An 11,780-nucleotide genomic window follows, 5' to 3' on the forward strand; every position below is an offset into this window, starting at 1 on the left:
TATGGCAATCGAACGATTCAACTGGCCGACCCAGACGGGGGATTCACCCGACATCACGTATCGGGTGCGCAAATCACCGTTTGGCGATGGCTACACACAGCTGGTTGCCGACGGCCCGAACAACAAGGAAGAGTCGTACCCAATCACTTACACCGGATCGAAAGCGAAGGTGCAGGAGATCATCGCATTCTTTGACCGCCATGCCGGCGCGAAGGCCTTTCTCTGGACTACGCCGCTGGGGGTGCTGGGGCTGTTCACCTGCGAGAAGCCGGTACCAACACCAATCGGAGGCGGCCAGTTCAAGTTGACCGCCACCTTCAACCAGGCTTTCCACCCCCAAGGAGTCGACAGTGCCTCTACTTAGCGACCTGATGCGGCTTGAGCCGGGCAGTGAGGTGATTCTGTTCGAGTTGGACGGGACCGACTACGGCGCGGATATCCTCCGCTTCCATGGTCATCGCATCCCGTACAGCTCGCAGGAGCTGATCGTTGCGGGCGAGAGCGCTGACCAGCTGCCCGCCAAGCCCATTTTCTGGCAGGGCGAGGAGTACGGTGCTTGGCCTGTGCAGATTGAAGGCATCGAAGCCAATGGCGACGGCACCGCTGTGCGTCCGACGCTGTCAGTGGGCAACGTCAATGGCCGGATCACCGCGCTGTGCCTGGCGTTCGAGGATTTGCTCGAGTTCAAAGTGACCATGCGTCACACGATGGGTAAGTACCTGGACGCGGCCAACTTCCCGGCGGGCAACCCTAACGCTGATCCAACCCAGGAATCGATCGAGGTCTGGTACCTGGACCAGAAGACCAACGAGGATGGCGAGACGGTTTCGTGGGAGATGGCGAGCCCAGGTGATGTCGGCGGCGAATCGATTGGCCGGCAGATGACCACGCTTTGCCATTGGGCGCTGACCGGCGGATACAGGGGGCCTGACTGTCAGTACACGGGCCGCTACTACGACATCGACGGCAATCCTACCGACGATCCCGAAAAGGATCAGTGCAATGGCTGCTTGGGCACCGGCTGCGTGGTCCGGTTTGGATCGGGCAACCAGAACAACTTCGGCGGCTTTCCCGCTGTCTCACTGATCGCCCGGAGCTGACCATGCTGAAACACATCCTCAAGGCGGTGCAGGCGCACGCAGCCGCCGAGTACCCGCGTGAGTGCTGCGGTCTGCTGATAGCCATCGGCCGGAAGCAGCAGTACATCCCCTGCGCGAACACCGCGAGCGAGCCCAACGAAGAGTTCAGGATCGCTCCGGAGGATTACGCAGCGGCCGAAGACCTGGGCGAAGTGATCGGCATCGTTCACTCGCACCCCGACGCCACCAGCAGGCCTTCGCCGCGCGATCTGGCCATGTGCGAAGCGACGGAACTGCCTTGGCACATCCTGAGTTGGCCAGAGGGCGATCTGCGCACCGTCGTGCCCACCGGTCACACGCCGCTGCTGGGTCGGCCGTTCGTGCACGGTGCCTGGGACTGCTGGCAGGTCTGCGCTGACTGGTACAAACGAGAATGGGGGCTGCAGTTTGAAGCCTTCAAGCGGCAGGACGGCTGGTGGGAGCACGCCGACGGCCCGAGCCTGTATGAACAAGCCTACGAGGCAGCAGGCTTTGAGCGTGTCGGAAGCCCGCAGCGCGGCGACATGATCGTGATGGAGGTAGGCCGGACCAAGCACCCGAACCACGCAGGAATCTACCTCGGCTCTGATCCGGAACTGCCCGGCGAGTCATCGGCAGTGCACGGCGCTGGCCCATTCCTGCTGCACCACATGTATGGCAAGCCGTCAGAGATCATCGTTTTCGGTGGGCCTTGGCATGACAGAACACGCCTCATCCTCAGGCACAAAGACGTCAGTCGGCGACAATAGGGTCGGCAGAGCAATTTAGCTTACTGTTGCAAATGGTTGTGAATGGTTGTAAACGGTTGTGCACAAGGTATAATTGCTTGACCGACGCGTCAAAGTCGAATACCAAATTGAGCCGCGGGCCGACCAAATGACACACATTGCAACCGATGGGAAGAAAGCCAATCTAAACGCCTATGAGCGCAAGATGGCTCGTGGTCGCCCTGCTTTTCTCAATCAGTCGACGCTGGATTATGTGGCCAAGGATCACGGTGATTACCTGGTAGAGCTAGGCAAAAAGTCCCGATCTAAATGACAGCAGTGATCCTGAGCAGGCGACTTACGCTGCAAATGCCGCCAAGTGAAGCCATTTCCCTTGTCAGCGAGTTCAAGCTATGGCGTGAGGGAGGTATAGGGCCCGGCGATACCTTTGGCAAGGACTCTGCGTTTAAGAAGCCCAAAAGTGTTGTGGACATGCAGCTTCGGAAGGTCCATCTCGAAGAGCCATCCGTTACTGGGGAATGGAATCGCAAGCTCAAGTCGGGCATCGATGACCCGCAGCGTTACACGTCAAATCGGGTCCTTGTTTATGGTCAGCTTGGCGAAATGAGCGGCAATCCTTATTTGTTGCTCACTGTCCTTGATCCTGGGCACGCCTTCATGGAGCAGCCAGATCTAGTGAGGGGGCTGGGTGTATTTTTCGAGACTGAAAGGTCAGCGATCGGCAAGCACTTCCCTTCAGACGATTGGATTTCTACAGGGTTTCTGTAGCCTTATACCGTTTATAGCCCAGCCAGTGTGCTGGGCTTTTCGTATGCGGAAATAGATGAACTAGCCTAGGTAAGCTTGACGAGCCTATTCTTCGACTACTCGACCATCCGCTTTCTGGCGCTCGCGAATCTCAGCAAGAATCATTGACTCATCGTCTGTTTTGTCAGCTATCTCTTTAAGCCTGCGCTTTACTCCTGCCTCTTTCTCTCCAGGTTTCATGCGCGCTTGCGCCTTTTTGACGTCATCTGCGGAGAAAAGCAGCGGTGGGCGGATACCGAGCATTTCGTCATGGCTGTAGCTGACAAGTCTTGAGAGAAAGAAAGCTCCATACTCATCCATCGACATTCCTGCATCAGATGCCGCTTTCTCTAGTTTCGCGTATAGCCCGGCCGGAATACTTAAAGCGACCTCGTTGCCTTCGGCCAGTCGTGAGAGCTCACCTTTGCAGTTCAGCGCCTCCTCGAGAGCCCAGAGAATCTTCTTTCTCGGCTTTGACTTGCCTGACTCGTACTTTGAAATCTGAGACCACGACACGCCCGCCAGCGCAGCAAGATCGCGCTGGGTAAGCCCCCGCTCTGTTCGTAGGCGGATCAGTTTGTCAGCGAAGAAGTCGATCATATTGGCCTCATAAAGCGGTTTCGCAGCAAAGCGTATTCTTCTAGAAGCATACAAAGCAACAAAAGACACACGCGTGTTGACAAGTGAAACAAAGGAAGCAAAACTACACAAAAAGAAACAACACAAAGGAAGCAGCATGAGCACAGTTAAAATCACCACAGCAGTCCGCATGCTTTGCGAGATGAGGGAGCGATTGGAGCGTAAGGCGGCAGAGAACGGCCGCAGTCTGAGCGGCGAGATTGTTTTCCGTCTGAGGAAATCGCTGGAGCAGGAAGATGAGCAAGTCAAACAGGCATGAAAAAGCCCCAACCGCGCCAACGGTTGAGGCTCATGAAGCAGAACGTAAATCTACTAGGAAGAACGTCGTGATGAATACTAACACAGTGGTTGACATGCGCAAATTCGTGGAGGCCCGCAACGGCGAGGTCTTCACATCCACCCAGCAGGTCGCAGAAGGATTCGGCAAGCTTCACAAAGACGTGCTGCGCAAGATCGATGGCCTGGAATGCTCCACCGATTTCACTGAGCGCAATTTTACGCTCAGTGCCTACATCGACGGCTCGGGCCGCAGTCTGCCTCAGTGGGACATGACCAAAGACGGCTTTATGTTTCTGGTCATGGGCTTCACCGGCAAGAGGGCCGCGGCAGTAAAGGAAGGCTACATCGCCGCTTTCAACTGGATGGCTGAGCAGCTTGACTTATCCAGCCAAGGCTTGGTTGCAAAAGCGGTTCAGGAAGCTCTAGGTGTTGAAGGGGCGCGAATCATCAGCAACGTGATTCGCTGCCGAGTGGCCAAGCTGGATGCTTCGCACCAGCGCAGCGCTGCCATGAAGATGTCGTCAGCCTTGCACGCTCGCTTCAACGTTCCACGCATTGAACTGATTCCTGGCGACCAGATGGAGGCTGCCTGCAACTTCGTCGCTGCCTACGGGATTGAAGGTGAGTACCTTCCACATGAGAAGAAAGCTGATCGCTTGAGCATCCACTTCCCGGTTGAAGTGTTGACTCGGCGTCGCCCCGGCATGCTGATCGAAAAAGCCGGTGAGCACACCTGGCTCGACGTAACGCTGGAAGATCTGCGCCGCATCCCGAGCGAGGGAACGCCTTGCGAGGAAATTCTGCGGGAACTGGAAAAACACGGTTACGAGGTTGAAGGCGCACTGTGTGAGCTGAAAACCTATCGCGCCAAGCTTCGGGAGTTCCAATCTTGGGTCAGCGGAATGAACGTGCTTTTCACGGAGCCGAAGCGTTACGCGGTCAAGCTGGAGGATGCAGCATGAACTTCAACCTCAAAGCAGGCGGACGCGCCCTGATCCTCAGCCCGGAGCGTGCCAACTTGATTGGCCGCTCTGGCCAGCTCATCCGCAAGATTGAAGATAGCTGGATGATCCTTGTCGAGGGCAAGCGCTATTCGGTTAGCGAGAAAAGCCTGATGCCTCTGGATGGATTCAGCCCGAGTGCGGCGGTTTCGGTTGAGATGAGGAAAACGGCATGAATTCAGCGATCATCCCGTTTAATTTCGAAGGTCAGGCCGTTCGTTTCAACAGCGACGGCTGGCTGAACGCCACCGAGATCGCAAAAAAATATGGAAAGCGCGTTGATCACTGGCTTGCGAACGCAGAAACAAAGGAATATCTGGCCGCTCTGTCCGAGGCGCTAAATACCCGAGAATCCGGGGATTTGATTATTGGGCAACGCGGCAGGGGTGGGGGAACGTGGCTCCACCCAAAACTAGCTGTCGGCTTCGCTCGCTGGTTGGATGCAAGGTTCGCGGTTTGGGCGGACCTGCACATTGATGCTCTGCTCCATGGTGAGCTAAACGAGATGCAACAATTCGAGAAGGCCTGCAAAGCTTTGAGTGATGCTCAGAAGGTTGCAAGTCTCGGAGGTAGCGCACTTGCGAGGTTTCGCTATCAAAAGCCTCGGCTTGTTCATGATGTGGATCATTGGCGCGATCAACTCCAGATGACCCTCGGTCTCGACGCGGCATAGACTGCATAACTCGAAGCACCCCGCCTAGGCGGGGCTTTCGGCGTACCGAAACCAAGAAGGTATAGACCCGATGGATTACAGTAATCTAGAGCTTGAAGATCGTGTAAAGCTCACAATCGAAGCTACCGCGAGCCACGACTTTGATCGAGTGAGGCGACTTGTCGACACCTGCCCACGCCAAATGGTTGAAGTTCAGAGTCTTGAGTACCTAGACAGAACCAGAATGCTGTTGAACGTGGCGACAAGATTTGAGTTGGAAATGCGCGGCATCGCATTGGCCGTTCAAGCCTCTGACAACCCGCCGCCAATCATGGCTCAGATGAACGCAGCCAAGGTCGTTTGGCTTGAGTTCTGTGCACAGCACGGCATGAACCCTGATGTTCTTATTCAAACGGCTGGCGGGCACCATCCGGTAGTTAAGCAATTCTTGGGATGGTGCTGCATGCCGCCGGATGAGGCATTGATGGCCCATTGGCGCAAAGTCTTTCATCAATGCTCTACCGGAGACCTTGTGACTGAAAGGCGGCACTGATTCCATCTACATCGACGCGTATGGTAGCTTTCCAGAGGATTACTCCACTGGAAGGATTTCCCATGCGCGTTTTTGCTCTCAGCGCCATTGCTCTTTTCTCAATTGCCGGGTGCTCTACATCACCGGTGTCAGCAGAGAACGCAGATCCGGTACCTAGCAGTAGACTTTTTGCTTTTTCGGCAAAATCAGATGCTCAGTTATTGGTCACGCGTGACAGCGGCTTGTATGGGGCTGGCTGTAATTACAGGCTGTATATCGACGGGACCCTAGCTGCTGAGTTTGCCTCGGGTGAAGTGGCGCGTTTTGGGATTCGCGCTGGAAAGCACATCTTGGGCGTTAAGCCAAGTGCTGCATGCGGTGGTTGGGGGCTGGTTGAGCGTGAAGTTGACGTAAAGGCTGGAGAAACTACGCGACGTAGAATCACGCTGTCAGGTGACGCGTTTGATATTTCACCTACAGCAATCTGAAAGAGCGAATTATTAAATTGAACCCGCATCGGCGGGTTTTTTTTCGACTGGGAGAAATCATGGCCGCAACAGCAGCGCACTACACGCCACGCACCACCATCGAACTGAGCTCTATCCTTGGGCGGAAGTTCTTCCGAAAAAAGGACTACGTGCTCGACACCGGCAGCACCAATGAGGTTTTCAAGGCTTTGCGCTGCTCTCTCGGCGATCGATTTTCTGAGGAAATAGTCCGCCTGGGACGCCTCGGAATCCGATTCGCGATTATTCGAAATGGCGAAAATGTTGGCGAGAAGGATTTCGACCTGGGCGGCACTCGAACCCTTAAAATCGTGCCAGTTATCAATGGCAGCAAACGAGCGGGGGTCATGCAAACCATATTGGGTGTCGCACTGATAGTCATCGGTTTTTTTGCATACGGGTCTACCACTGCGCAAGGTGCGGCGCTCATTGCGGGCGGGATCGCATCTACGGCTGGCGGCATTATTCAAATGCTCAGCCCGCAAGCCTCCGGCCTGAAGCAAAGCGCCGCGCCAGAGAACCTGCCTTCGTACGCCTTCGGCAGCGCCAAGAACACCACCGCAAGCGGCAACCCGGTGCCGATCTGCATCGGCCGTCGGCGCTGGGGCGGCGCGATCATCAGCGCCTCGATCTACGCCGAAGACAAGACCTGATTCTGAACTGGATGACCCGACCGCCGATTGGCGGTTTTTTTATGCCTGGAGAAAAGAATGGGCGCTGCTGCAAAGATCGAAATCACCGGCGAGAAGGGCGGCAGCAGCAGCCCCAAGACTCCGATCGAGGCCGCTGACAGCCTGCGCTCGACCAACCTGGCCAAAATCCTGATCGCCGTGGGCGAGGGCGAGTTCGACGGCGTGCCCAGCGCGCAGAACATCTATCTCGACAACACGCCGATCAATGACGCGAGCGGCAACGTCAACTTCCCGAATGTGAAGTGGGAGTGGCGCACCGGCGCGGTGGATCAGACCTACATCCCCGGCATCCCTGCGGTGGAGAATGAAACCACCGTAAACGTCGAGCTGCGCAGCGACACTGCCTGGGTTCGTTCCCTGACCAACACCCAACTATCAGCCGTGCGCCTGCGTTTCGCCTGGCCGGCGCTCCAGCAGCAGGACGACAACGGCAACGTTGGCGGCTACCGGATCGAGTATGCCGTCGATGTTGCCACTGATGGCGGCGCGTATCAGCAGGTGCTGGACGAGGCTGTCGATGGCAAGACGACCACCCGTTACGAGAGGTCTCGTCGTATCGATCTTCCAGCGGCCACATTCGGCTGGCAGATCCGCGTTCGTCGGCTGACGCCAAACCAGAACCGCAACAAGATCGCTGACACCATGCTGATCGCCGGTTACACCGAGGTGATCGACGCGAAGCTGCGGTACCCGAACACCGCGCTGCTGTACATCGAGTTCGACGCCGAGCAGTTCACCAACATCCCGGCGGTGACCGTGGACTGCAACGGCCGCAAGTGGCAGGTGCCGAGCAACTATGACCCGGTGACTCGCAGCTACACGGGCGTGTGGGACGGCACATTCAAGCAGGCGTGGACCAACAACCCGGCGTGGATCACTTACGGGATTTGCACTGTTGACCGATTCGGCCTGGGCAAGCGCATCAAGCCCTTCATGGTTGACAAATGGGAGCTGTACCGGATTGCCCAGTATTGCGACCAGTTGGTCGGCGACGGCGCGGGCGGGCAAGAGCCTCGATTCCTCTGCGACATGAACCTGCAGGGCAAGGCCGAGGCCTGGACGCTGCTGCGCGACATCTCTGCGATTTACCGGGGCATGACCTATTGGGCACAGGGCCAGTTGGTCGCTCAGGCGGATATGCCGCGCACACAGGATTTCGACTACGTCTTCACCCGCGCGAACGTGATCGACGGCAAGTTCTCGTACGGCAGCGCCTCGAGCAAAACCCGTTACTCGCGCGCTATCGTCAGCTTTGACAACCCGGCCAACAACTACGACACCGACGTAACCGCCTATTCTGACCCCGATCTGCAGCGCCGCTTCGGCGACAAGCCAGTCGAGATAAGCGCCATTGGCTGCACGCGGGCATCCGAAGCCCAGCGCCGCGGCAAATGGGTGGTGCTGAGCAACAATCAGGACCGGACCGTCACGTTCAAGACCGGCATGGAAGGCGCGATCCCGCTCCCAGGCTTCATTATCCCGGTGGCTGACTCGTTACTGGCCGGCCGTGAGATCGGCGGCCGGATCGCCGCCGGGGCCGGGCGCGTCGTGACACTTGACCGTGACACCCTGGCCAAGGCCGGTGACCGGCTGATCATCAACCTGCCCAGCGGCAAAGCTGAAGGCCGCACCGTGCAGTCGGTATCCGGTCGCGCGATCACCGTCACCACGGCGTACAGCGAGACGCCGACGGCCGAGCTGCAATGGGCACTCGACGCTGACGACCTCGCGATCCCTTTCTACCGCGTGCTCAGCACCAAACGCACCACCGAGGGTGACTACGAAATCGCGGCCGTGCAGTTCGAGCCAAGCAAGTTCCCCTTCATCGACACCGGCGCGCGCCTGGAAGAGCGCCCGATCAGCGTCATCCCGATCACGGTGGTTCCGGCCCCGGCCAGCGTCACGCTGACGTCGAACACCGCGATCGCCCAGGGCTTGGCCGTCACCACCATGACGATCACTTGGCCTGCCGTGAATGGCGCCGTGGGCTACGACGTCGAGTGGCGCAAGGACAACGGCAACTGGATCAAGGTGCAGCGCACAGGCGCGACCAGCGTGGACATCACCGGCATCTACCGTGGTGCTTACCTGGCCCGGGTGCGTGCGGTGAGCGCCTATGACATCTCGTCGATCTGGCGCACATCGATCCTTACCCAGCTCAACGGCAAAGAAGGCCTGCCGCCGGCGGTAACCTCGCTGACGGCGCTGCCGCTGATCTTCGGCATTCACCTGAAATGGACTTTCCCACCAGGTGCGGAAGACACCCAGCGCACGGAGATCTGGTACGGCCCGACGCCTGATTTGGAGGCCGCGACAAAGCTCAGCGACCTGGCCTACCCCCAGTCCGAGTACAACCTGCAGGGCCTGAAGGGTGGCGTGACGTTCTTTTTCTGGGCGCGCCTGGTTGACCGAACAGGAAATATTGGACCGTTCTACCCGACTGGTGCTGGCGTGGTTGGCCAGAGCAGCATGGATGCCGATCCGGTCCTTGATCAGATTGCTGGGGAGATCAACGAATCGCATCTTGGCCAAGAGTTGCAGGAGAAGATTGATCTGATCAATGTCCTGCAGGATCAGATTGACGCGCTGGACGGCCTCAAAGCCTATGACCCAGATGCGACCTACACCAAAGGGCAGATGATCGTCGTGGACGGCCGCATCTTCCAGGCGGAGCAGGACGTGCCGGTCAACACACCGCCGCCGAATGCTGCGTACTGGGCGGATGTCGGCGATCTGCTGGAAACTACCCAAGGCCTCGCTGAACAGGTCGAGACGCACACGACCCAGATCACCGAGATCAACGGCGAACTGACCTCGCAGGCATCGACCGTGGCTGTACTGCGGGCGGCGTACCGAGAGGACAACGGTGAAGGTGAACTGGTAGATGCGCTCAAAGGCTGGAGCAGCACCGCCAGTATCGTCACTGAGTCGAAGGCAGCTGCCAGCGCGAACGAGGCAACCGCGAGAACGGTTAAGCAACTGACTGCCGCGGTCGACAGCAACAAGGCTCAGGTCACGGATCTGCGACAAGTGGTTGCCGACAACAATTCGGCGACCGCGACTGCGCTTCAACAGGTCGGAGTGAAGGTTGACGGGAACACTGCTGACATCCAAACCCAATCGCAAGCAATTGCGGGTGTAAACGGCAAGGTGACGGGCTCTTGGTCCGTAAGGATGCAGGTCAACGCGCAGGGCCAATACGAGTTCGCAGGCATTGGCCTGGGTATTGAAAACGGGCCGGGCGGCCTTCAAAGCCAGTTCTTGGTTAATGCTGACCGATTCTCTGTCGTCAATCCTAATGCATCTGGCGGCTTCGACACGCCATTTACCGTGCAGAATGGGCAGACCTTCATCAGGGATGCGTTCATCAGCAAGCTCGCTGTCACCAACGGTGTGGTTGGATCAACGCTGTACTCTGCCACCTACACGCTGTACGGAACACCGCGCATGCAGATCGATTTCAACCTTGGTCAACTGCTGATCCGAAACGGTACAACGAATGGGAAATACATCCAACTCGATGAGAGCGGGCTTTACATGGTTTCCGGCGGCGTGGTGATTCTTGAGGCAGTGATGTAATGGCGGGGATCACGATCCGCCGCCCTGACGGCACCGTATCAATCAACTTGACGATGAAACTAAGCCAGACGATGGGAAGTATCGACACCGGAGGATTAAATGGAAGTTTTGCTATTCCAGCGCCTCCGGCGGGCAAGACGTCATATTTCATCATCGTCCCGCTGGTTGATCTTCAAAGAGAAAAGGGAAAAAGGCCCGCGGTGTCTTTGGTGAACAATGTTCTGTCTTGGGCGTATTCATTCAACCCTAACGGCTGGGGTTATTTCGCCGCCAATTGCAGAATCTACTACGGGTATTACTGATGAAGCTTCGCAAGGAAAATGGGGAGCTTCTGTTTGATACCGACAAGATTGTTTATGGCCTTGTGAAAAGCGACTATCTGGCAGTTGAGGAGATGTGGGGGCGGTATTACATCAAGGGCAATAACGTCGACCCCGACCAAGCATCTTCATGGACACAACAGCCAGATTCCACTGGCGAGCAGATGTACACGATCACCGTTGCCAATGCCCGCAGCCCACTTTGCTTCTTGGTCGGCAAAGGCGTTCTGCAAGGAACGTCCGTATCTGGGTCAAGCGTGACCTTCATCTATTCGGCGGCGAGCACTTCTACTAAGGCCTATGTCTTCGACCTGATGGCAGACAACATTGCTGGAAGGCCGTACGTAAAGACTCGTAATCAGGCTGGCGTGATAACTTTCAACTCCCTGCAACCGGCGCTGAATATTGCCACGGTAATTCAGGCCCCCCCGCCACCGGCGATGTCCCCTGGCAATTACTACGGCAGCGCCTACAACGGCGGGCGGTGGGATGTGATTTCCACCGGCGGCACGTCTGGCGGCCTCGTGGTCTCGCACAACATCGTCGATATCGCACTTGGAGCAGGCGATTTTGCCGCCTGTCTACCATGGTCAAGAGGTGCGACTGTTGTCCTGACCCCGTCATACACCGGAACTGCGCCATATCAACTTGGCTTTGCCGAAGGCGCATACGGGTACTCAGGAGGCATTAGTTTTATTTTCAGCACGGCTGGCGCAACAACGATGCGAAACGTTACGAGTTTGATTGCTTCTCCGCAGATGACTGGGCTTTTAGTTGATCGACTTCCCCAGGCGCTGGTTATAAACACCGCTGGACTTCCATTTCCATTCCTCTGATGCGAGGAGTGCCTAAACCTAACGCAATATGAAGGAATCCATATGCCCTGGTACAAAGCCGGGACGGTTTCTGTCGTCCAAAATTCGAATACTGTTGCGGGCACTGGCACAG

15 protein-coding genes are annotated in these 11,780 nt (G+C 57.1%); 14 read left to right on the forward strand and 1 reads right to left on the reverse strand.

Translation table 11 applies throughout. The features are described from left to right. The first annotated feature begins 1 nt into the window (after position 1). The 4 genes from AC07V9_RS20375 to AC07V9_RS20390 all read left to right on the forward strand — a co-directional run bounded on the left by AC07V9_RS20375 (position 2) and on the right by AC07V9_RS20390 (position 2,614). Positions 2–364, forward strand: a complete 363-nt coding sequence (locus AC07V9_RS20375) for a phage tail protein (protein WP_495017446.1) — start codon at positions 2–4, stop codon at positions 362–364. A gap of 7 nt (positions 365–371) precedes the next feature. After that, positions 372–1,100, forward strand: a complete 729-nt coding sequence (locus AC07V9_RS20380) for a phage minor tail protein L (protein ID WP_495017463.1) — start codon at positions 372–374, stop codon at positions 1,098–1,100. A gap of 2 nt (positions 1,101–1,102) precedes the next feature. Further along, positions 1,103–1,867, forward strand: coding sequence for a C40 family peptidase (locus AC07V9_RS20385; protein WP_495017447.1), 765 nt, complete (start codon positions 1,103–1,105; stop codon positions 1,865–1,867). Between the two features lie 288 nt (positions 1,868–2,155). Beyond that, entirely contained in the window at positions 2,156–2,614 is a 459-nt protein-coding gene (locus AC07V9_RS20390) for a type II toxin-antitoxin system YafO family toxin (protein WP_495017448.1), read from the forward strand. Positions 2,615–2,698: 84 nt separating this feature from the next. On the opposite strand, the gene AC07V9_RS20395 is transcribed toward AC07V9_RS20390, so the two are convergent. Further along, complete coding sequence (locus tag AC07V9_RS20395) at positions 2,699–3,370, reverse strand: helix-turn-helix domain-containing protein (protein ID WP_495017464.1); 672 nt, start codon at positions 3,368–3,370, stop codon at positions 2,699–2,701. On the opposite strand from AC07V9_RS20395, the gene AC07V9_RS20400 reads away from it, so the two are divergent. The 10 genes from AC07V9_RS20400 to AC07V9_RS20445 all read left to right on the forward strand — a co-directional run bounded on the left by AC07V9_RS20400 (position 3,369) and on the right by AC07V9_RS20445 (position 11,668). Beyond that, positions 3,369–3,530, forward strand: a complete 162-nt coding sequence (locus AC07V9_RS20400) for an Arc family DNA-binding protein (RefSeq protein ID WP_495017449.1) — start codon at positions 3,369–3,371, stop codon at positions 3,528–3,530. The genes AC07V9_RS20395 and AC07V9_RS20400 overlap by 2 nt on opposite strands. After that, positions 3,508–4,512 (forward strand): Rha family transcriptional regulator, encoded by a 1,005-nt coding sequence (locus tag AC07V9_RS20405; RefSeq protein WP_495017450.1) that lies wholly within the window; start codon positions 3,508–3,510, stop codon positions 4,510–4,512. The genes AC07V9_RS20400 and AC07V9_RS20405 overlap by 23 nt, the downstream gene beginning before the upstream one ends. Next, positions 4,509–4,727 (forward strand): hypothetical protein, encoded by a 219-nt coding sequence (locus AC07V9_RS20410; RefSeq protein ID WP_495017451.1) that lies wholly within the window; start codon positions 4,509–4,511, stop codon positions 4,725–4,727. The genes AC07V9_RS20405 and AC07V9_RS20410 overlap by 4 nt, the downstream gene beginning before the upstream one ends. Continuing rightward, entirely contained in the window at positions 4,724–5,224 is a 501-nt protein-coding gene (locus AC07V9_RS20415) for a KilA-N domain-containing protein (RefSeq protein ID WP_495017452.1), read from the forward strand. The genes AC07V9_RS20410 and AC07V9_RS20415 overlap by 4 nt, the downstream gene beginning before the upstream one ends. Positions 5,225–5,294: 70 nt before the next feature. Then, positions 5,295–5,756, forward strand: a complete 462-nt coding sequence (locus tag AC07V9_RS20420; protein ID WP_495017453.1) for a hypothetical protein — start codon at positions 5,295–5,297, stop codon at positions 5,754–5,756. Between the two features lie 62 nt (positions 5,757–5,818). Continuing rightward, positions 5,819–6,223: a hypothetical protein gene (locus tag AC07V9_RS20425; protein ID WP_495017454.1), complete on the forward strand. Its 405-nt coding sequence runs from the start codon at positions 5,819–5,821 to the stop codon at positions 6,221–6,223. Between the two features lie 59 nt (positions 6,224–6,282). Next, positions 6,283–6,894, forward strand: a complete 612-nt coding sequence (locus AC07V9_RS20430; protein ID WP_495017455.1) for a tail assembly protein — start codon at positions 6,283–6,285, stop codon at positions 6,892–6,894. 57 nt (positions 6,895–6,951) lie between these two features. Then, the gene (locus AC07V9_RS20435; protein ID WP_495017456.1) at positions 6,952–10,512 is read left to right on the forward strand and encodes a TipJ family phage tail tip protein; all 3,561 of its coding nucleotides are present in this window, start codon (positions 6,952–6,954) and stop codon (positions 10,510–10,512) included. Then, positions 10,512–10,814: a hypothetical protein gene (locus AC07V9_RS20440; RefSeq protein ID WP_495017457.1), complete on the forward strand. Its 303-nt coding sequence runs from the start codon at positions 10,512–10,514 to the stop codon at positions 10,812–10,814. Before AC07V9_RS20435 ends, AC07V9_RS20440 begins: the two co-directional genes overlap by 1 nt. Beyond that, positions 10,814–11,668, forward strand: coding sequence for a hypothetical protein (locus tag AC07V9_RS20445; protein ID WP_495017458.1), 855 nt, complete (start codon positions 10,814–10,816; stop codon positions 11,666–11,668). The genes AC07V9_RS20440 and AC07V9_RS20445 overlap by 1 nt, the downstream gene beginning before the upstream one ends. Positions 11,669–11,780: the final 112 nt, after the last annotated feature.

The sequence above is a fragment of the Pseudomonas sp. GW821-FHT02A11 genome, assembly GCF_059421985.1.

Excerpts from the sequence above, each read along its gene's own strand:
- AC07V9_RS20375 (WP_495017446.1), top strand. The coding sequence starts at position 2 with ATGGCAATCGAACGATTCAACTGGCCGACCCAGACGGGGGATTCACCC.
- AC07V9_RS20380 (WP_495017463.1), top strand. The coding sequence starts at position 372 with ATGCGGCTTGAGCCGGGCAGTGAGGTGATTCTGTTCGAGTTGGACGGG.
- AC07V9_RS20385 (WP_495017447.1), top strand. The coding sequence starts at position 1,103 with ATGCTGAAACACATCCTCAAGGCGGTGCAGGCGCACGCAGCCGCCGAG.
- AC07V9_RS20390 (WP_495017448.1), top strand. The coding sequence starts at position 2,156 with ATGACAGCAGTGATCCTGAGCAGGCGACTTACGCTGCAAATGCCGCCA.
- AC07V9_RS20400 (WP_495017449.1), top strand. The coding sequence starts at position 3,369 with ATGAGCACAGTTAAAATCACCACAGCAGTCCGCATGCTTTGCGAGATG.
- AC07V9_RS20395 (WP_495017464.1), bottom strand. The coding sequence starts at position 3,370 with ATGCTGCTTCCTTTGTGTTGTTTCTTTTTGTGTAGTTTTGCTTCCTTT.
- AC07V9_RS20405 (WP_495017450.1), top strand. The coding sequence starts at position 3,508 with ATGAGCAAGTCAAACAGGCATGAAAAAGCCCCAACCGCGCCAACGGTT.
- AC07V9_RS20410 (WP_495017451.1), top strand. The coding sequence starts at position 4,509 with ATGAACTTCAACCTCAAAGCAGGCGGACGCGCCCTGATCCTCAGCCCG.
- AC07V9_RS20415 (WP_495017452.1), top strand. The coding sequence starts at position 4,724 with ATGAATTCAGCGATCATCCCGTTTAATTTCGAAGGTCAGGCCGTTCGT.
- AC07V9_RS20420 (WP_495017453.1), top strand. The coding sequence starts at position 5,295 with ATGGATTACAGTAATCTAGAGCTTGAAGATCGTGTAAAGCTCACAATC.
- AC07V9_RS20425 (WP_495017454.1), top strand. The coding sequence starts at position 5,819 with ATGCGCGTTTTTGCTCTCAGCGCCATTGCTCTTTTCTCAATTGCCGGG.
- AC07V9_RS20430 (WP_495017455.1), top strand. The coding sequence starts at position 6,283 with ATGGCCGCAACAGCAGCGCACTACACGCCACGCACCACCATCGAACTG.
- AC07V9_RS20435 (WP_495017456.1), top strand. The coding sequence starts at position 6,952 with ATGGGCGCTGCTGCAAAGATCGAAATCACCGGCGAGAAGGGCGGCAGC.
- AC07V9_RS20440 (WP_495017457.1), top strand. The coding sequence starts at position 10,512 with ATGGCGGGGATCACGATCCGCCGCCCTGACGGCACCGTATCAATCAAC.
- AC07V9_RS20445 (WP_495017458.1), top strand. The coding sequence starts at position 10,814 with ATGAAGCTTCGCAAGGAAAATGGGGAGCTTCTGTTTGATACCGACAAG.